This is a genomic window from Roseateles rivi (genome assembly GCF_043555845.1).
GTDB lineage: Bacteria > Pseudomonadota > Gammaproteobacteria > Burkholderiales > Burkholderiaceae_C > Roseateles > Roseateles rivi.
Map to the genome: position 1 here is coordinate 246,861 of NZ_JBIGHZ010000003.1, position 19,879 is coordinate 266,739.

At 65.1% G+C, this 19,879-nt stretch carries 15 protein-coding genes; 10 read left to right on the forward strand and 5 right to left on the reverse strand.

Annotated elements, in window-relative coordinates; genetic code table 11:
* Positions 1 to 33: 33 nt before the first annotated feature.
* The 8 genes from mutS (at position 34) to ACG0Z6_RS08515 (ending at position 9,227) form a co-directional block, all read left to right on the forward strand.
* A complete protein-coding gene (mutS, locus tag ACG0Z6_RS08480; protein ID WP_394460995.1) occupies positions 34 to 2,604 on the forward strand; it encodes a DNA mismatch repair protein MutS in 2,571 nt (856 codons plus the stop codon).
* Positions 2,605 to 2,616: 12 nt separating this feature from the next.
* Complete coding sequence (locus ACG0Z6_RS08485) at positions 2,617 to 3,486, forward strand: alpha/beta fold hydrolase (RefSeq protein ID WP_394460372.1); 870 nt, start codon at positions 2,617 to 2,619, stop codon at positions 3,484 to 3,486.
* 82 nt (positions 3,487 to 3,568) lie between these two features.
* Positions 3,569 to 5,215 (forward strand): CTP synthase, encoded by a 1,647-nt coding sequence (locus tag ACG0Z6_RS08490; protein ID WP_394460374.1) that lies wholly within the window; start codon positions 3,569 to 3,571, stop codon positions 5,213 to 5,215.
* Between the two features lie 10 nt (positions 5,216 to 5,225).
* On the forward strand, positions 5,226 to 6,080 hold the full coding sequence (gene kdsA / locus ACG0Z6_RS08495; RefSeq protein ID WP_394460376.1) for a 3-deoxy-8-phosphooctulonate synthase: 855 nt from the start codon (positions 5,226 to 5,228) through the stop codon (positions 6,078 to 6,080).
* 139 nt (positions 6,081 to 6,219) lie between these two features.
* On the forward strand, positions 6,220 to 7,506 hold the full coding sequence (gene eno, locus ACG0Z6_RS08500; protein WP_394460378.1) for a phosphopyruvate hydratase: 1,287 nt from the start codon (positions 6,220 to 6,222) through the stop codon (positions 7,504 to 7,506).
* A gap of 99 nt (positions 7,507 to 7,605) precedes the next feature.
* Positions 7,606 to 7,875 (forward strand): septum formation initiator family protein, encoded by a 270-nt coding sequence (locus ACG0Z6_RS08505; protein ID WP_394460380.1) that lies wholly within the window; start codon positions 7,606 to 7,608, stop codon positions 7,873 to 7,875.
* Positions 7,876 to 7,888: 13 nt separating this feature from the next.
* Positions 7,889 to 8,533: a nicotinamide riboside transporter PnuC gene (pnuC, locus tag ACG0Z6_RS08510; protein WP_394460381.1), complete on the forward strand. Its 645-nt coding sequence runs from the start codon at positions 7,889 to 7,891 to the stop codon at positions 8,531 to 8,533.
* Positions 8,517 to 9,227: an AAA family ATPase gene (locus ACG0Z6_RS08515; RefSeq protein WP_394460382.1), complete on the forward strand. Its 711-nt coding sequence runs from the start codon at positions 8,517 to 8,519 to the stop codon at positions 9,225 to 9,227. The genes pnuC and ACG0Z6_RS08515 overlap by 17 nt, the downstream gene beginning before the upstream one ends.
* 18 nt (positions 9,228 to 9,245) lie before the next feature.
* On the opposite strand, the gene ACG0Z6_RS08520 is transcribed toward ACG0Z6_RS08515, so the two are convergent.
* From ACG0Z6_RS08520 to ligA, 3 genes are all read right to left on the reverse strand, one after another.
* Positions 9,246 to 10,547, reverse strand: a complete 1,302-nt coding sequence (locus ACG0Z6_RS08520) for a 3-deoxy-D-manno-octulosonic acid transferase (protein ID WP_394460996.1) — start codon at positions 10,545 to 10,547, stop codon at positions 9,246 to 9,248.
* A 12-nt stretch (positions 10,548 to 10,559) separates the two neighbouring features.
* The gene (locus tag ACG0Z6_RS08525) at positions 10,560 to 11,954 is read right to left on the reverse strand and encodes a phosphomannomutase/phosphoglucomutase (protein ID WP_394460384.1); all 1,395 of its coding nucleotides are present in this window, start codon (positions 11,952 to 11,954) and stop codon (positions 10,560 to 10,562) included.
* Positions 11,955 to 12,047: 93 nt separating this feature from the next.
* Positions 12,048 to 14,144 carry an NAD-dependent DNA ligase LigA gene (gene ligA, locus ACG0Z6_RS08530; protein WP_394460386.1) on the reverse strand — a complete coding sequence of 699 codons (2,097 nt, stop codon included), beginning with the start codon at positions 14,142 to 14,144 and terminating at the stop codon, positions 12,048 to 12,050.
* A gap of 155 nt (positions 14,145 to 14,299) precedes the next feature.
* On the opposite strand from ligA, the gene ACG0Z6_RS08535 reads away from it, so the two are divergent.
* On the forward strand, positions 14,300 to 14,728 hold the full coding sequence (locus ACG0Z6_RS08535; protein WP_394460388.1) for a CBS domain-containing protein: 429 nt from the start codon (positions 14,300 to 14,302) through the stop codon (positions 14,726 to 14,728).
* A gap of 38 nt (positions 14,729 to 14,766) precedes the next feature.
* Here ACG0Z6_RS08535 and apbC read toward each other — a convergent pair whose 3' ends face one another.
* On the reverse strand, positions 14,767 to 15,858 hold the full coding sequence (gene apbC / locus ACG0Z6_RS08540; protein WP_394460389.1) for an iron-sulfur cluster carrier protein ApbC: 1,092 nt from the start codon (positions 15,856 to 15,858) through the stop codon (positions 14,767 to 14,769).
* A gap of 265 nt (positions 15,859 to 16,123) precedes the next feature.
* On the opposite strand from apbC, the gene ACG0Z6_RS08545 reads away from it, so the two are divergent.
* Positions 16,124 to 18,589 (forward strand): TonB-dependent receptor, encoded by a 2,466-nt coding sequence (locus ACG0Z6_RS08545; RefSeq protein ID WP_394460391.1) that lies wholly within the window; start codon positions 16,124 to 16,126, stop codon positions 18,587 to 18,589.
* A 79-nt stretch (positions 18,590 to 18,668) separates the two neighbouring features.
* Here the strand turns inward: ACG0Z6_RS08545 and ACG0Z6_RS08550 are convergent, their stop codons facing one another.
* Positions 18,669 to 19,799: a trypsin-like serine protease gene (locus ACG0Z6_RS08550; protein WP_394460393.1), complete on the reverse strand. Its 1,131-nt coding sequence runs from the start codon at positions 19,797 to 19,799 to the stop codon at positions 18,669 to 18,671.
* Positions 19,800 to 19,879 lie beyond the last annotated feature (80 nt).

A 19,879-nucleotide genomic window follows, 5' to 3' on the forward strand; every position in this document is an offset into this window, starting at 1 on the left:
GCTGCCGACGCTGAGTTCGCAGGCCACACGCCGATGATGGCCCAGTACCTTCGGATCAAGGCCGAGTTCCCCGACACCCTGGTGCTCTACCGCATGGGGGACTTTTACGAGTTGTTCTACGACGACGCACGGCGTGCCAATCAGCTGCTGGACGTCACGCTCACCACGCGCGGGCAAAGCGCCGGTGCACCGGTGGTGATGGCTGGCGTGCCCGTGCATGCGCTGGAGTCTTACCTCTCCAAACTCATCAAGCTCGGCGAGGCGGTGGCCATTGCCGAGCAGGTGGGTGAGGTCGGCGCCAGCAAAGGGCCGGTGGAGCGCAAAGTGGTGCGCGTGGTCACGCCCGGCACAGTCACCGACAACGAGCTGCTGGCCGACAATCAAGACGCCATCTTGCTGGCCATTGCCAGCACAGGCAGCAAAGCCAACCCGACCTACGGCTTGGCGTGGCTGTCGCTGACCCAAGGGCAGCTGGGCGTGGCGCAGTGCAATGAACGCGAGCTGCCCGCTTGGCTGGCACGCCTGGCTCCTGCCGAAGTGCTGGTAGACCGTGAGCGCCACCCGGCAGCGGTGCTGGCTGCGCGCCTGCCCATCACCAACCGGCCAAGCTGGCAGTTCGACGCACAACTCGGTCAGCGCAAACTCTGCGAACAGTTGGGCGTGGCCAGCTTGCAAGGCTTTGGCGCACAGGAACTCACCGCCGCACAGGCCGCCGCCGCCGCACTGCTGGCCTATGCCGAGCACACCCAAGGCCGGGCGCTTGCGCATGTGCATCACCTCAAGGTCATGCGCAGCGGTGATTTGCTGGATCTGCCGCCGGCCACACAGCGCAACCTGGAACTCACACAAACCCTGCGCGGCGAGACCTCGCCCACCCTGCTGTCGCTGCTGGACACCTGCCGCACCGGCATGGGCAGCCGCGCGCTGCGCCACTGGCTGCTGCACCCCGAGCGCGAGCGCTCCACAGCCAGCGCGCGCCAAGCAGCCATCGCACAACTGCTGGCAGCAGGCTGCGAGTCGCTGCGCGACACGCTCAGGCAAGTCTCCGACGTGGAACGCATTGCCGCGCGCATTGCCCTGCGGCAAGTGCGGCCGCGTGAACTGGCGGGCTTGCGCGCCACGCTGCTGCTGCTGCCCCAACTGGCTGCCACCGTACCCAGCGCCGGTGGCCAGAGCCTGTTGCAGCAATTGCAGGAGGGCCTGCAAGCCCAGCCCGAGCTGGCACAGCTGCTGGTGGCAGCACTGGCCGAAGAGCCCGCCGTGCTGCTGCGCGAAGGCGGCGTGATCGCGCGCGGTTACGACGCGCAGCTCGACGAGCTGCGCGACATCCAGAACAACTGCGACGCCTTTTTGCTGGACCTGGAAACTCGCGAGCGCGAGCGCACCGGCATTGCCAACCTGCGCGTGCAATACAACAAGGTGCATGGCTTTTACATCGAGGTCACCAGCAGCGGTCTGGACAAAGTGCCGCTGGACTACCAGCGCCGCCAGACCCTGAAGAACGCAGAGCGCTTCATCACCCCTGAACTCAAGGCCTTTGAGGACAAAGCGCTCTCGGCCCAGGAGCGTGCCCTGGCGCGCGAAAAACTCTTGTTTGAAACACTGCTGGACCAGCTCAACACCGCACTGCCGCAGCTCAGCGTGCTGGCTCGGGCACTGGCCCAACTGGACGTGCTCTCCACCCTGGCCGAGCGAGCCCACACCCTGGGTTGGTGCCGACCAGAGTTTGTGTCCCAGCCCTGTATCGACATCCAGGCCGGCCGCCACCCGGTGGTGCAAGCGCGGCTGCTGGAAACCGGTGCGGGCGAATTCATGGCCAACGACTGCAGGCTTGATGCGCGCACCAAGATGCTGGTCATCACGGGCCCAAACATGGGTGGCAAGAGCACCTTCATGCGCCAGGTGGCCTTGATTGCGCTGCTGGCAGCCATGGGCTCCTACGTGCCAGCCAGCAGCTGCCGGCTGGGGCCCATTGACGCCATCCACACCCGCATTGGCGCCGCCGACGACTTGGCCAACGCCCAGTCCACCTTCATGCTGGAGATGACCGAAGCTGCCGCCATCTTGCACAGCGCCACCGAGCAATCGCTGGTGTTGATGGACGAGATCGGGCGCGGCACCTCCACCTTCGACGGCCTGGCGCTGGCCGGTGCCATTGCCACGCACTTGCATGACCGCTGCCGCGCCTTCACGCTATTTGCCACCCACTATTTCGAACTGACCGACTTCCCACTGCAGCACGCGCAGGCGCTCAACGTGCATGTGAGCGCCGTCGAGAGCGGTGAGGACATCGTGTTCCTGCACGACATTCAACCCGGCCCGGCCAGCCGCAGCTATGGCGTGCAAGTGGCGCGCCTGGCGGGCATGCCCGCCAGCGTGGTGCGCCACGCCCGCCATGCCCTTGAAAGCCTGGAGGCCCGCTCGCTGGAAGGGCAATCGCAAATCGACCTGTTTGCTGCCGCCCCCGAGCCCGAGCCCGAAGCTCACAACAGTGCCGACACGGTGCTGCTGCGCGCCCTCCAAGAACTGGACCCCGATGCATTGAGCCCACGCGAGGCGCTGGAGCTGGTCTACAAACTCAAGTCCCTCTGCCCTGAGGCCTGAGACCCAAGCGCCATGCACAACAGCCCTCAAAAACACATCGTCTTTGCCCACGCCAACGGTTTTCCGGCGGGGTGCTATCGCAGCCTGTTTGAGATCTGGCGCGCGGCGGGCTGGCAGGTGCACGCGCCCGAAATGCTGGGGCACAACCCGCGCTACCCCATCACCAACAACTGGCCGCACCTGCGCGACGAGTTGTTGGACTTCATCAGTCAGCAAGTGCTGCCCCAGCGAGCCAGCACCGAACCCCTCATGCTGGTAGGGCATTCGCTGGGCGGCATTCTGGCGCTGCAAGCCGCTTGCAAGCGCCCAGGCATGTTTGACGGCCTGCTCATGCTGGACGCACCCGTGGTGGCTGGCTGGCGTGCCCAGGGGCTGCGTCTGGCCAAAGCCACCGGTTTGGTCAGACACATCTCTCCCGGCAAAGTCTCCGTCCGGCGGCGCCAAGAATGGAGCAACCGTGACGATGTGCTCAAACACTTCGCCAGCAAAAGCGCCTTTGCTAGCTGGGCGCCTCATGTGTTGCAAGACTATGTGCAAAGCGGCTTTGAACCCGAGCAAGGCAAGGTGCATCTGAAGTTCCGCCGCGATGTCGAAACCCGCATCTATGACACCCTGCCCCACCACCTGCTGACCAAGTTGCGGCGCCACCCGCCCAACTGCCCGATTGCCTTTATCGCCGCCACGCATTCCACCGAGATGCGCATGACCGGAGAGCGCACCGTGCGTGCACTGGCGCACCAGCGCCTGCAGTGGTTTGAAGGCTCACACCTCTTCCCCTTTGAGCGCCCCGAGGAATGCGCGCGGGCGGTGCTCGAACAATTGCAACAGCTCCAAGACCTGGGCCCTGGCGCGTGCGCCAAGCCTCAGGGCACCGCCATCTGAGCCGCTGCATCGCTATAATCGCGCTTTACCACCACGGCGTTCTTGCCACCCATCGCGTGGGCCTCCAAGACGCTGCAAGACAATGACCAAGTACGTCTTCGTCACGGGCGGTGTCGTGTCCTCGCTAGGCAAGGGCATTGCGTCCGCCTCGCTGGCTGCCCTGCTCGAATCCCGCGGCCTTCAAGTCACCCTCATCAAGCTCGATCCCTACATCAACGTGGATCCGGGCACGATGTCTCCCTTCCAGCACGGTGAAGTCTTCGTCACAGACGACGGCGCAGAAACCGATCTGGATCTGGGTCACTACGAGCGCTTCATCACCACCCGGATGAAGAAGGCCAACAACTTCACCACCGGCCAAATCTACAAGTCCGTTCTGGAAAAAGAACGCCGGGGCGACTACTTGGGCAAAACCGTCCAAGTCATCCCGCACATCACCAACGAAATTCAAGACTTCGTCAAACGCGGCGCGGGCGCAGGCACGGCCGAAGCGGTGGATGTGGCCATTGTGGAGATTGGCGGCACGGTGGGCGATATCGAGTCGCTGCCCTTCCTCGAAGCCGCGCGTCAGATGAGCCTCAAGCTCGGGCCCACCAACACCGCTTTTGTGCACCTGACCTATGTGCCCTGGATTGCAGCGGCGGGCGAACTCAAGACCAAGCCCACCCAGCACACGGTGCAGAAGCTGCGCGAAATCGGCATCCAGCCCGACGCGCTGCTGTGCCGCGCCGACCGCCGCATCCCCGATGACGAGCGCGAGAAGATCAGCCTCTTCACCAACGTGCCCGAGTACGGTGTGATTTCCATGTGGGACGTCAACACCATCTACAAGGTGCCGCGCGTCCTGCACGAGCAGGGGCTTGACCAGTTGATCTGCACCAAGCTGCAGCTCAACACCAAGTCCACCGATCTCAAACGCTGGGACAGCCTGGTCTTCGAAGTCGAGAACCCCAAGACCGAAGTCACCATCGCCATGTGCGGCAAGTACACCGACCTGTCGGACTCGTACAAGTCGCTCAACGAGGCGCTGCGTCACGCCGGCATTCACAACCACGCCCGCGTCAACATCACCTACATCGACTCTGAGTCGCTGGAAGATGGTGACATCAAGCAGCTGGCGCAATATGACGCCGTGCTGGTGCCCGGCGGCTTTGGCAAGCGCGGCGTGGAAGGCAAGATCCGTGCGGCCCAGTTTGCACGCGAGCACAAAGTGCCCTACCTCGGCATCTGCCTGGGCATGCAAGTGGCCACCATTGAATATGCCCGCCATGTGGCCGGCCTTGCAGGAGCTCACAGCTCCGAAATGGATGCCGACGCACCGCACAAGGTCATCGCCCTCATCGACGAATGGCAAGACGCCGACGGTTCCATCCAAAAGCGCGACGAGCACTCCGACCTCGGCGGCACCATGCGTTTGGGTGCACAGAGCTCCGACGTCAAGCCCGGCACGCTGGCGCATGAAATCTATGGCCCCGTGGTGACCGAGCGTCACCGCCACCGCTACGAAGCCAACGAGCAATACCTCGACCGGCTGCAGCAAGCGGGCTTGGTGATCTCCGCCATCACCCAGCGCGAGAAGCTGACCGAAATCGTTGAACTGCCGCGCGATGTGCACCCCTGGTATATGGGCGTGCAATTCCACCCCGAGTTCAAGTCCACGCCCTGGGGTGGGCACCCGCTGTTCACCGCCTTCATCAAGGCCGCACTGGAACACAAGGCCAAGGCCTGAGGAGTAAGCGATGCAGCTGTGTGGCTTTGATGTCGGCCTCGACAAACCCTTTTTCCTGATAGCCGGAACCTGCTCGATCGAGAGCCAAGAGCTCTCCATCGAGGTGGCGGGGCAGCTCAAGGAGGCTTGCACGGCCCTGGGCATTCCCTTGATCTACAAGGGCTCCTTCGACAAGGCCAACCGTTCTTCCGGCACCAGCAAGCGTGGTGTTGGCATGGACGCAGGCCTGAAGATCCTGGACGAGGTGCGCCGCCAGCTGGCACTGCCCATCCTGACCGATGTGCACGACGAGGCCCAGGTGGCCCCCGTGGCCGCCGTGGTCGACGTGCTGCAGACCCCCGCCTTTCTGTGCCGCCAGACGGACTTCATCCGCGCCGTGGCCAAGTCCGGCAAGCCGGTGAACATCAAGAAGGGCCAGTTCCTGGCGCCTTGGGACATGAAGAACGTCATCGACAAGGCCCGTGAAGCCGCACGCGAAGCGGGCCTGTCGGAAGACCGCTTCCTGGCCTGTGAGCGTGGCGTGAGCTTCGGCTACAACAACCTCGTGGCCGACATGACCAGCCTGGCTGAGATGCGCAACTCAGGCGCCCCCGTGGTGTTTGATGTCACCCACTCCGTGCAAAAGCCCGGCGGCCAAGGCGCCACCAGCGGCGGCGCGCGCGAGATGGTGCCCGTGCTGGCGCGTGCTGGCGTCGGTGTGGGCGTGGCGGGTCTGTTCATGGAAACCCACCCGCGCCCCGCGGAGGCCTTCTCCGACGGCCCCAACGCCGTGCCGCTCAAGCACATGCGCGCGCTCCTCGAGCAGCTCGTGGCCCTGGACCGCGTGGTCAAGAGCCAGCCGCTCTTGGAGAACGACTTCAACTGATGGGCGCGCCTGGTTGGCCCGCAAAGTGTTGGGCCGGCCATGACACGCCGCTTCGCTTGTTCTGCGCGCGTAACCCCCAGCTGGCAACATGCGCGTCGGACTCACACAAGTTATCAACTTCCTACCGGAGACTTTCTCGATGAGCGCTATTGTTGACATCGTCGGACGCGAGATCCTGGACAGCCGCGGCAACCCCACCGTGGAATGTGACGTACTGCTGGAGTCGGGCGTGATGGGCCGCGCTGCTGTGCCCAGCGGCGCCTCCACCGGCTCGCGCGAAGCCATTGAATTGCGTGACGGCGACAAGACCCGCTACCTGGGCAAGGGCGTGCTCAAGGCCGTGGAACACATCAACACCGAGATCTCCGAAGCCGTGCTGGGCTTGGACGCTTCTGAGCAAGCGTTTCTGGACAAGACCCTGATCGAGCTCGACGGCACCGACAACAAGAGCCGCCTGGGCGCCAACGCCATGCTGGCTGTGTCCATGGCTGTGGCGCGCGCAGCTGCTGAAGAAAGCGGCCTGCCCTTGTACCGCTATTTCGGTGGCATGGGCGGCGTGCAACTGCCCGTGCCCATGATGAACGTCATCAACGGCGGCGCCCACGCGAACAACTCGCTGGACCTGCAAGAGCTGATGATCATCCCCGTGGGGGCACCGAGCTTCCGCGAAGCCCTGCGCTGGGGCGCCGAAGTCTTCCACGCTTTGAAGAAGATCATCGACGCCAAGGGCATGTCCACGGCCGTGGGTGACGAAGGTGGTTTCGCGCCCAACGTGGAAAACCACGAAGCTGCCATCCAGCTGATCCTCGAAGCCATCGACAAGGCCGGCTACACCGCGGGTGAGCAAATCGCCCTGGGTCTGGACTGCGCTGCCAGCGAGTTCTACAAGGACGGCCAGTACGTGCTCGAAGGCGAAGGCGGCATCTCGCTGACGGCCCAACAATGGACCGACATGCTGGCCACCTGGGTGGACAAGTACCCCATCATCTCCATCGAAGACGGCATGGCCGAAGGTGACTGGGACGGCTGGAAGCACATCACCGAGCGCCTGGGCGACAAGGTGCAGCTGGTGGGTGACGACCTGTTCGTGACCAACACCAAGATCCTGAAGGAAGGCATCGACAAGGGCATCGCCAACTCGATCCTGATCAAGATCAACCAGATCGGCACCCTGTCTGAAACCTTCGCCGCCATCGAGATGGCCAAGCGTGCGGGCTACACAGCCGTGATCTCGCACCGCTCGGGCGAGACGGAAGACTCCACCATCTCCGACATCGCCGTGGGCTTGAACGCAGGTCAGATCAAGACCGGCAGCCTGAGCCGCTCGGACCGCATGGCCAAGTACAACCAGCTGCTGCGCATCGAAGAAGACCTGGGCGACATCGCCGTCTACCCCGGCCGCGCTGCGTTCTACAACCTGCGCTAAGCAGTCCCCCCGGTGGGCGCTGCCGTTTTTGCGGCGGTGCCCGCCCCCCCCAAATCGGGCGGAACGGCGAGTTCCAGTCCTACCGCTACACTGTCTGGCGTGAAGACTCTGGTTGCCATCCTCAGCGCGTTCGTTCTTGCCATCCTGGTTCAACTCTGGGGTGGCAAAGGTGGGGTGGCGCGTGTTGCCCAGCTGCGGCAAGACTTGCAAACCCAGCTCGCCGCCAACGATCAAGCGCGCCAGCGCAACGCCCAGCTGCAAGCCGAACTCCAGGACTTGCGCGAGGGGCTTGAGATGGTCGAAGAAAAGGCCCGGCAGGAGCTGGGCCTGATCAAGCCCGACGAGATCTTTGTTCAGCTCAAGCGCTGAAACCCACCTCGCTTTGGACTTCTCCTTCGCCCTGGCTCCCGCCTTCCAGGCCCTGGGCTCACCCGTGAGCTGGCTGGAACTGCTGGCCTTTGTGCTGTCACTGTGGATGGTGCGCTGCAATATGCGCGTGCAGCCCCTGGGCTGGCCCTTGGCCGCCTTGAGTTCGCTGCTCTACGGCTATCTGTTTTGGCACGGCAAGCTCTATGCCGAGGCCGTGCTGCAGCTGATGTTCATTGCCCTGGCGCTGTGGGGCTGGTCGCAGTGGCTGCGCGGCGTGAGCGCCGATGGCTCACCCCTGCCCATCACGCGCCTGAGCCCGCGCCAGCGGCTGGCAGCGCTCGTGCTGGTGCTGGGCTGCTGGCCTCTCCTGGGCTACTTTTTGGACCAAGCCACCGACTCGCCCCTGCCCTACTGGGACGCCCTTCCCACCGTGGGCAGCGTGCTGGGTCAGTGGCTGCTGGCACGCAAGCGCCAGGACAACTGGGCGGTGTGGGTGCTGGTGAATGTGGTGAGCGTCATCCTCTTCGCGCTCAAAGGCTTTTGGCTGACCGTGGTGCTGTACGCGCTGTTTGTGCCGCTCTCGGTTTGGGGCTGGCTGCTATGGGAGCGCCTGCGCCAGGCTCAGCCCAAAGGTCCCGAGCTTGAACCCCGCCCCTGAGGCCGCCATGGGCCAGTGCATTGCGCTGCTGGGGGCTGAATGCACCGGCAAATCCACGCTGGCCCAGGCCTTGTGTGCGCACCTGCAAGCACACACAGACCTGCGCTGCACCGTGGTGGATGAACACCTGCGCAGCTGGTGCCAAGCTCAGGGCCGCACGCCGCAGCCGCAAGAGCAAGTGCAAATTGCCCGCATGCAGGCCCAGCGCATTGAAGCCGCCTGCCAAAACCACGACGTGGTGCTGGCCGACACCACGGCCTACATGACGGCCTTGTACAGCGAGCTGATTTTTGACGACAGCACACTGTGGCCCTGGGCGCTCACACAAGAGCGCCAGTACCCGCAGCGCCTGTTGCTCACACCCGATCTACCCTGGCAGGCCGATGGCATCCAGCGTGACGGCCCCGAGGCGCGCCGCGCGGCCGACAGGCTCTTGTGCCAGCGCCTGCGCCAGCATGGGCTGAGCTATGCCCGCATTGGCGGCTCGCAGCAGCAGCGCCTGGACCAGGCCTTGCGTGCCCTTCGCCCCTGGCTCAACAGCTTGGGCGCCGCCACAAGCCCAGACAAGCCCCAAGCCAGCGGGCTGTTCAGCCGCTTGCTGAGCCAAGACGCACTGGCCCAGCGACCCTGGCGCTGTGAGCTCTGCGACGACCCCAGCTGCGAGCAAGCCAGCTGGCAACAACGCCACCGCTAAAGCGCGTCAACGCACCGTCTACGCCTTCTTGAGCAGAGGCTGCAGCAGCTGCACGCTGCGCTGCGCCGCGCCTTGGTGGGCTGCGGCGAACTGCAGCGCGGCCTCTCGCATGCTCTGCAAGGCCGCAGGCTGCTCCAGCAGCTGCAAGGCCTGCTGCACAGCGCTGGGCACATCGGCACAACGCCGCGCCGCGCCAGCTTGCAAAGCCAGTTCCGCCGCCTGCGCAAAATTGAAGGTGTGCGGCCCCATCAGCAACGGGCAGGCGCAGGCTGCAGCCTCGATGAGGTTTTGCCCGCCCAGAGGCTCAAAACTGCCGCCCAGCAAAGCCACATCGGCCAGCCCGTAGTAGAGCGGCATTTCCCGCAGAGAGTCGCCCAGGCACACATCGACCTGCGAGATTTGTAGTGGCAATTCATCGGCCCAGTGGCTTCGGCGCTGCAGCGTCCAAGACGAGGCCTGAACCAGTGCGGCCACCTCGTCAAAACGCTGTGGGTGGCGCGGCACCAGCAGCAGCAAAGGCGCCCTGCCCTGACCCTGCTGCGCAAAGTGCTGGCGCCAGACCTGCAGCAAAGCGGCTTCCTCGCCCTCGCGCGAGACGGCCAGCAGCAGCACCGGGCGGTCCAGCTGCGCGCGCCAGCGCTGGCCCTGCGCCAACAAGGCCGCATTGGGTCGCATGTCGAATTTGAGATTGCCGCAAACCTGCACCTCAGCCACCCCGGCTTGGCGCAGGCGCTGGGCATCTGCCGCGCTTTGCGCCAGTGCCGCATGCAGGCTGCGTGCCGCGGGCGCCAGGAGCGCGTGCAGCCGCTGGCCACGGCGCAGGCTGCGCTCGGAGAGCCGCGCATTGGCCAACACCATGGGCACGCCTGCCTGAGTGGCGGCGCGCTGCAGATTGGGCCAGATCTCGGTTTCCATCAGCACGCCCAGCAAGGGGCGGTGACGCTTGAGAAAACGCGCCACGGCGCCGGGCGTGTCCAGCGGCAGCCAGCGCTGTGCGTCACCCTCGCGCAGCAGGGGTTGACCCGCCGCACGCCCCGTGGCGGTGCTGTGCGTCAGCAGCAGGCGCAGCCCCGGGTGGGCCGCACGCAGGGCCGCCAGCAGGGGCTCGGCAGCGCGTGTTTCACCCAGAGACACCGCATGCACCCACACCGCACCGGGCGCGGTGGCCGCACCGCAGCCCAGGCGCTCCAGCCAGTGGGCGCGGTAGAGCGGCTCGGCTCGGCTGCGCGCCAGCAGGCGCAAAAAATACAGCGGTGTGAGCAGGCGCAGCAAAGCGCTGTAGACCCACAGCGCCAGGCGCTCGCGCCCGCTCAATGGCATGGACACCGACGCTCAGTGCCCAGCGCTGAAGTGCAGCTCAGGCTTGACGCGGCGCAGCTGGGTCAGCATCGCTTCGCGGATGCGCTCCAGCGCCGCCTCGGTGTGGCCTTCAAAGCGCAGCACCAGCACCGGCGTGGTGTTGGAGGGGCGCACCAGGCCGAAGCCGTCTTCGTACTCCACGCGCAGACCGTCGATGGTCACCACCTCTTTGGCGCCAGGGAATTCGGCAATTTCCTTGAGCTGCTTGACCACCTCGTGGTGCTCGCCTTCAGCGCAGGCCACGTTCAGTTCGGGCGTGTTGATGCTGTTGGGCAGGGCGTGCAGCACGGCGCTGGGGTCCTCAAAGCGGGAGAGAATTTCCAGCATGCGCGCGGCGGTGTACATGGCGTCGTCAAAACCGTACCAGCGCTCGGCAAAGAAGATGTGGCCCGAGAGCTCACCGGCCAGCGGTGCGCCGGTTTCCTTGAGCTTGGCCTTGGCCAGGGAGTGGCCCGTCATCCACATCAGCGGCTCGCCGCCGTGTTCGCGAATCCAGGGACCCAGGCGCTGGCTGCACTTGACGTCAAAAATGATTTGCGAACCGGGCTGGCGCTTGAGGATGTCGGCCGCCAGCAGCATGATTTGGCGGTCCGGCATGATCATGGTGCCGTCTTTGGTGACGATGCCCAGACGGTCGCCGTCACCATCAAAAGCCAGCCCCAGCTCGGCGTCACAGGCGTGCACGATGCGGCGCAGGTCTTCGAGGTTTTCAGGGCGCGAGGGATCGGGGTGGTGGTTGGGAAAATCGCCATCGACCTTGGAGTAGATGTCCACCACCTCGCAGCCCAGGGCGCGCAAAATGGCCGGAGCGGTGGCACCAGGGATGCCGTTGCCGCTGTCCACCACCACCTTCATGGGGCGAGCGAGCTTGGCGTCGCTGACGATGCGGTGCTGGTACTCGGGCACGATGTTCATTTCGGCCACACGGCCCGCCTGTGCTGCCACCACGTAGTCTTCGGCTTCGATGCGCTGGCGCAGGCCTTGGATTTGCTCGCCAAACACGGCAGCGCCCTTGAGCACCATCTTGAAGCCGTTGTAGTCCTTGGGGTTGTGGCTGCCGGTGACTTGAATGCCGCTGCTGCAGCCGTGCACGCCGCGCGTGGCGGCGACGTAATAGAGCATGGGGGTGGTGACGGCACCCAGGTCCACCACGTCCAGGCCCGTGGAGCGCAGACCGCGCACCAGTGCGGCCACCAGGCCCGGGCCGGAGAGGCGGCCATCGCGGCCCACGGCCACGGCCTTCTCGCCCGCCTTCACCGCTTCCGTCCCGAAGGCACGCCCCAGGTGTTCGGCCAGTTGTTCGTCCAGAGTGGTACCGACCACGCCGCGAATGTCGTAAGCCTTGAAGATGGATGCGTGAACTTGCATGAGAACCCTGTGTGTGATTGCGTTATTTGAACGCCGCCCGAAGGCGGCAACGGCGAGATTGTAGAAGCGGCACCGAGTGCTGAGCAGCCCCGCTCAGGTCACTGCCGGTGGCGACTGCAGCAAGGCCAGCAGCCCGGCTTCGTCCAGCACGGTCAGGCCCAGCTCCTGGGCCTTGTCCAGCTTGGAGCCAGCGGCCTCGCCCGCCACCACAAAGTGCGTTTTCTTGGAGACCGAGCCGCTGACCTTGCCGCCTGCGGCCTCGATCAAGGCCTTGGCTTCGTCGCGCCCCAACGTGGGCAGCGTGCCGGTGAGCACCAGCGTCTTGCCCACCAGGGGCTGGGGCCCCGCGTCTTTCTGCGTGCCGTCGGATTCCGCCCAGCTCACACCGGCCTCGCGCAGCTGCGCCACCACCTCGCGGTTGTGCGGCTGGGCGAAGAAGGCGTGGATGCTGCGCGCCACGATGGGGCCCACATCGCGCACGGCCAGCAGCTGGGCCTCATCGGCGGCCATGAGCGCATCGAGCTGACCGAAGTGGCGCGCCAAGTCCTTGGCCGTGGTTTCGCCCACCTGGCGTACGCCCAGGGCGAACAGAAAGCGCCCCAGCGTGGTGGCCTTGCTGCGCTCCAGCGCATCGATGAGGTTTTGCGCGCTCTTCTCGGCCATGCGCTCCAGCCCCGCGAGCTGCGCCAGCTGCAGGCTGTAGAGGCCTGCCAGGCTCGTCACCAAGCCGCCGTCGACCAACTGGTCCACCAGCTTGTCGCCCAGGCCTTCGATGTCCATGGCGCGGCGCGAGGCAAAGTGCAGCAAGGCCTGCTTGCGCTGGGCCGGGCAGTAGATGCCGCCGCTGCAGCGGTGGTCCATGCCGCCGCGTTCACGCACCACGGCGCTGTCGCACACCGGGCAGCTGCGCGGCATGTGGAAGTTGGGCACGTACTGGGCGCGCGCGCCTGGGATGCGACCCACCACCTCGGGAATGACGTCGCCCGCGCGGCGCACGATGACTTGGTCGCCCACGCGCACGCCTTTGCGGCGCAGCTCAAACACGTTGTGCAGCGTGGCGTTGCTCACCGTGGTGCCGCCCACAAACACGGGTTCGAGCTTGGCCACAGGCGTGAGCTTGCCGGTGCGCCCGACTTGCACCTCGATGGTGTTGAGCACAGTGACCATCTCCTGCGCCGGGTATTTGTGCGCCACGGCCCAGCGCGGTTCGCGCGTGACAAAACCCAGGCGCCGCTGCAAGTCCAGGCGGTTGACTTTGTAGACCACGCCGTCGATGTCAAAAGGCAGTGCATCGCGCTGCGCGCCCACGCGCTGGTGAAAGCTCAAAAGGCCCTCTGCCCCTGCCACCACGGCGCGCTCCTGGCAAACAGGCAGGCCCATGGCGTGCAACGCATCGAGCACTTGGGCGTGGGTGGGTGGCAGCGTCCAGCCTTGCACGTCGCCCAGGCCGTAGGCAAAAAAGCTCAGTGGGCGCTTGCGCGACAGCGCTGGGTCGAGCTGGCGCACCGCACCGGCCGCTGCATTGCGCGGGTTGACAAAGGTTTTGTCCCCCGCCTGGCGCTGGCGCTCGTTCAGGCGCTCGAAGTCGTCACGCCGCATATAGACCTCGCCGCGCACCTCGATCACGGCGGCGGCCTGCGCGTCGGCACCTTGAAGCCGCAAGGGGATCTGGCCGATGCCCCGGATGTTCTGCGTCACGTCTTCGCCGGTTTCGCCGTCGCCACGCGTGGCGGCCTGCACCAGGCGCCCAAATTCATAGCGCAGATTGATGGCCAAGCCATCGAACTTCAATTCGGTGCTGTATTGCACGTCCTCAGCGCCCTCGCCCAACTCCAACTCGCGGCGAATGCGTGCATCAAAGGCTTGCGCGCCGCCAGCTGTGGTGTCGGTTTCGGTGCGGATGGAGAGCATGGGCACGGCGTGGCGCACGGGCGCAAAGCCATCGAGCACGGCGCCCAACACGCGCTGCGTGGGCGAGTCTGGCGTGCGCAGCACTGGGTGCGCGGCCTCCAGGGCCTGCAGCTCTTGGAAAAGCTGGTCGTACTGCGCGTCGGTGATCTCTGGGGCATCCAGCACGTAGTAGCGGTGGGCATGGTGGTGCAGCGCCTCGCGCAGGGCCTGAGCGCGCTGGCGGGCTGGGTCCATAGGGGCCTCGGCTTGCACTGGGGGAAAGAGAGGTTGGGTACTCATGGCAAAAATTGGGGTCCGTGCTTAGCGAATGGGCGCAGTCAGGCCTGCACAAGGCTTGCGGTGGGGGCCACGGCAGTCTATCGTCAGCACCAGGGCGGCAGCGCTTGGACTGTGAGCGCTGACGACTTTCTTAGCCACCCTGCCGCGGAGGTAGCATGCGACCGGTTTCGGAACTACTCAAAAAAGCCCCCTCAGCCACATGGCGTGTCACGCCCGAGCGCACGGTGTTTGACGCCCTGCACCTGCTGGCCGAGTATGACGTCGGTGCGCTGATGGTCATGCAGGGCGACCAGCTCCTCGGTATGTTTTCCGAGCGCGACTACACGCGCAAGGTGGCGCTGCAAGGGCGCGACTCACGCCGCACCCTGGTGCACGAGATCATGACACCCTCGGTCATGGTCGTTCCACCCAGCACCGATGTGCGGGCCTGCATGCAGCTCATGAGCCAGCGCAAATTCCGCCATTTGCCGGTGGTGGAAAACAACCAGGTGCTGGGCATGATTTCCATCCGTGACCTCATGGACGACATCATTGCCGACGACGAGCTCACCATCGCCCAGCTGCAGAGCTATATCCACGGCTGAGCACACAGCCCACAGGCGCGGGCTGGCGCCGCACCCCATCAGCTGTTTTTCGAGATGGTGATGGTGGGGAATTTGGAGGAGTAATCCTTGCTCTGCGCGGCCAGCTTGACGGCCACGCGCCGTGCGATGGCACGGTAGCGGCGCGCGTGCTCGCTCTGGGGCTGCGCCACCACGGTGGGGCAGCCCGCGTCGGCTTGTTCGCGTATGGCCAAGGCCAGGGGCAGCTCGCCGAGCAACTCGGCCCCGAACTGCTGGGCCAGCCGTGCGGCGCCGCCGCTGCCAAAAATGTGCTCGGCATGCCCGCATTGCGAGCACACATGCACGGCCATGTTCTCCACCACGCCCAGAATGGGCACGCCGACTTTCTGGAACATGGTCACGCCCTTTTTGGCGTCGGCCAAGGCGATGTCTTGGGGGGTGGTCACGATCACCGCGCCGGTGACGGGCACGCGCTGCGAGAGCGTGAGCTGGATGTCGCCCGTGCCGGGAGGCATGTCGACGATGAGGTAGTCCAAATCCTGCCAGCGTGTTTGGCGCAGCAGCTGCTCCAGCGTGCTGGTGGCCATGGGGCCGCGCCAGATCATGGCCTGCTCTTCGTCAACCAAAAAGCCAATGGACATGAGCTGCAGACCGTGGGCCAGCAGGGGCTCCATGGTTTTGCCGTCCAGGCTTTCAGGCCGACCCTTCACGCCCATGAGGGTGGGCACGCTGGGGCCGTAGATGTCGGCGTCCAGCAGGCCCACGCGCGCGCCGTCTGCGGCCAGCGCCAGTGCCAGATTGGCCGCTGTGGTGCTTTTGCCCACACCGCCCTTGCCTGAGGCCACGGCAATGATGTTCTTCACACCCGGCAAAAGCGCCACGCCGCGCTGCACGGCATGGGCCTGCACCTCGGTGCGGAAGTTCACCTCCACACGCCCCCCCTCAGGCAGCCCCTGCAGGGCTTGCACCACCAGGGCGCGCAGGGCCTCGTGCTCGGTGGCAGCGGGGTAGGCCAAATCGACAGCGATTTGCACGCCGCCGTCCTTGAACTGCACCTGCTTGAGGGCGCGGCCACCGATGAGGGGCGCGCCAGTGTTGGGATCAACCACGCCCTGTAGGGCTTGCAAAACGGCGGCTTCGCTCGATGACATCGGGGGCTCTCAGCAATGGGTTCAAAAGGGCCGGAAGTCTAGCCCAGGGGGCTTGGCCCCAGCCGCGGTGCGGGAAAGCGCCCGCACTCCTCGGGTCTGCCCCTGTGACGCCGCGGCGACAGCCCGCCCCCACGACAGGAATTTTTCCCTGTGCGTGCAGCAGGCTGAGCCCTAGGGTGAAGGTGTCCGCCACATCGCCGCCCACCGACCCATGCGCACCTCACCTGCCCGCACTTCGCTTCGCCCCACCCTTCTGGTTTTGGCCTTGTCTCAGGGTTTGGGCCTGCAGGCTCTGGCCCAAAGCGACAACCCGCCCACCCTGCCCCGCACCGAAGTGGTGGGCAGTTCGCCCATGCCGGGTTTGGGCTTGACGCGCGAGCAAATCCCGCTGCCCGTGCAGTTGCTGCGCGCTGAAGATTTGCAGCGCAGCCAGGCCTTGGACCTCAGCGCGCACATGGGTCGGCGCCTGGGCAGCGTGACGCTCAACGAAGTGCAAGGCAACCCGCTGCAGGTGGATGTGAACTTCCGCGGCTATAGCGCCTCGCCGCTGCTGGGCTCGGCGCAGGGTTTGTCGATTTACATGGATGGCATGCGCCTGAACCAGGCCTTTGGCGATGTGGTGAGCTGGGATTTGCTGCCCACAGCAGCCATTGCCTCGGTGGCGCTGATGCCCGGCGCCAACCCGCTGTTTGGGCTCAACACGCTGGGCGGCGCCATCAGCATTCAAACCAAAGATGGGCTGAACGCACCGGGTGGCCGCGCCTGGCTCAATGCGGGGCATGGGGCACGCCGCCTGGGCGGCATGGAGTGGGGTGCTGGCCAGGCCGCGCTGCACGGCTACGCCACCGTCTCGCACTTTGAGGAACAGGGCTGGCGGGCAGCCTCCCCCTCCCGTGCGCAGCAGTTCTTCGCCAAGCTGGGGCATGAGCACGACAACACCCACGTCAAGCTCACCCTGGCCGCCGCGCGCAGCACACTCAACGGCAACGGCCTGCAAGAAGAACGCCTGCTGGCGCGCGACTGGGCCAGCGTCTACACCCAACCCGACACCACCCAAAACCGCTCTCTGCTCATGAACCTGAGCCTGCAGCAGCAGCTCAGCTCAGCGCTGTCGCTCAACGCCAACCTCTGGGGGCGGCGCATCAGCACGCGCACCTTCAACGGCGACATCAACGACGATTCGCTGGATCAAAGCCTCTATCAGCCCAATGCGGCAGAACGCGACGCGCTCGCCGCTGCGGGCTACAGCGGCTTCCCGACAGCTGGCGAGAATGCCGCCAACACACCCTTCCCGCGCTGGCGCTGTATTGCGAACGCTTTGCTCCTGGATGAGCCCGCCGAAAAGTGCAACGCGCTGCTCAACCACACACAGAGCACCCAGCGCCAAGGCGGCGTGCAACTGCAGCTCTCTCACCAAGGCCAGTTCTGGGGCTGGACTGCCCAATCGGCCCTGGGGCTGGCGCTGGAGCAAAGCCGTGTGGCCTTTCAGCAAAGCGCCGAGCTGGGCTACCTGACCCCCGAGCGCGGCGTGGTGGGCGTGGGGGCCTGGGGTGATGGTGTGCGCGGCGGCACGGTGGACGGTGAACCTTACGACACCCGCGTGGACCTCAGCGGGCGCACCCGCACCGCCAGCGCCTGGGTGAGCACCACGCTGAGCTTGAGCCGCAGCACCCACCTGAGCCTGGCCGGGCGCTACAACCGGCAAGACCTGAGCAACCACGACGCCATCCATCCCGGCGGCGGCGTGGGCTCGCTGGATGGGGAGCACCGCTTCGCGCGCTTCAACCCCAGCCTGGGCTTGAGCTTCAGCCCGCTCGCTGGGCTGCAAGCCTGGGCCTATGTGGGCCAGGGCAGCCGCGCGCCCTCCTCTGTGGAGCTGGGCTGCGCCGACCCGCAATCGCCCTGCAAACTGCCCAACGCCTTTGCCGGCGACCCGCCGCTCAAACAGGTGCGCACCACGCATTGGGACCTGGGCCTGCGCGGGGGGACACCGCGCCACCTGCAGTGGAGCCTGGGGCTGTTTCGCGCGGACAACCGCGACGACCTGCTCTTTGTGGCCGACGACACCAGCGGCTTTGGCTACTTCAAAAACTTCGGCAAGACACGGCGCCAAGGCCTAGAAGCCAGCATGCAGGCGCAGCCCATGGCGGGCCTGCAGCTGACGCTGAACTACACCTGGCTGCAAGCCACCTACCGCAGTGCCGAGCGCGTCAATGGCAGCTCCAATTCGAGCAACAACAGCGCCGTGGAGGATGGCCTGCCCGGTGTGGACGGGGTGATCGACATCCGCCCGGGCGACCGCATTCCTCTGCTGCCCAAGCAGCTGGCCAAGCTCGGTCTGGACTGGCAGCTCAACCCGGAATGGTCGCTCAGCATGGACTGGCAAGGCGTGGGCAGCAGCACGGCGCGTGGCAATGAAAACGGCCAGCACGAGGCCGACGGGCTCTACTACTTGGGCTCGGGCCGCAACCCGGGGTATGGCGTGCTGAACCTGGGCGTACGCTTCAAGCGTGCTGGCGCCTGGAGCCTGTCCTTGCAGGTGAACAATGCGCTGGACCGCCGCTACAGCAGCGCCGCCCAGCTCGGGCCCACGGGCTTTGACGCGCAAGGCAACTTCCGCGCCCGGCCCTTTGCCCGCAACAGCGCGGGCGACTACCCGCTGCAACACAGCCGCTTTGCCGCACCCGGTGCGCCACGCCAATGGCTGCTGGGGCTGAATTACGACTTCTGAGCCGATTCACCCACCCCAAAAGCTAACGGGCAGATGCCCAGAAGCACCTGCCCGCCACTACCGCCACCTCAAGTCCCGATCAATCCTGGCGGCGACGGCGCGACACGCAACCCATCAGGCCCACACCCGCCAGCATCAGTGCCCAGGTGGTGGGCTCGGGCACAGGCGCATTGATGACGGAGTTGATCCACTCCGCCTGGGCGTAGACAGCGGTAGAACCGCTGACATCGCCAAAGCTGGTGTTGTTCCCCCAGTCCCCGTTGGCGCCACCCGCACCGACGCTGGTATCGCAGGTCGGGGTCACACCAGCGCTGGTGCAAAGGCTGTAGTAGCCGTAGGAATGAACACCGCTGATGAGCCACTCCGTGCCATTCCAAACAAAATCAGCGCCGCCAGAATCACCACCGGCAATCAGGCCTTCGTTGGCACCTTGACCCGTATTGCTGTCCCAATTCACGCCAAATTGCTCACCCACGCGCGCCAAGGCATTGTTGGTTTGAGTGCCATTGTCAAAGTCAAACAGGTACTCTTCCCCAAAGTAGGTGTATGAGTTCCCAGGATCCCACGCCGCATCCAGTTGACGCCCGCTGACATCAGCATCGTTGTAGGCCCAATGCCCCCAACCCCAGTCATTCCAATTTGAACCGGACTGCGAGGACCCGGTGGTCGTCGAACCATAGCCCGTGATGAGCATGGTTTTACCCAGATCGTTGGTGGTACTTATATTGAATCCTTGGATATTGCTCACGGGCGCCGAGAGCTTAATGATTGCAATATCCGCACCCGTACCCAGACTGCCATCCCACTTTGGGTGCACATAAGCCTGCTCTACGGCAGACGTCACTTTGGCCACATTGTTGTAGACACCAAACTGCACCGACATGACATTGAAATTGTCAGCACAGTGCGCAGCCGTCAATACATATTGCCCACCGCCGAGCAAAGTGCCAGAGCAAATATACGATCCATTATTCAGGCTGCCGTCGCTGTCGAAAGCGATGCGAGCCACACCGTCCATGCGCACCCCATTGAACAGCTGTCCGTCCGTCATTCGCCAGTTCGAGGGCGCGGAGGTATTGGACGTGTTTGGCGCGATTTGGGACGGGTCGTAATACCCCACCTTGCTCCCGATGGCCAAGTCTTTGGCCATCGACAGCGCACCAAATCCACTGGCCAGAACAAGTACTGCCACTTTGATGTACGCACTCATCAGCGATCTCCTCATGGGTTTGTTCGAGTGAGACCCCATGCTAATGCGTGAATAAATTCACGCATTAGGACCCCCCCTGA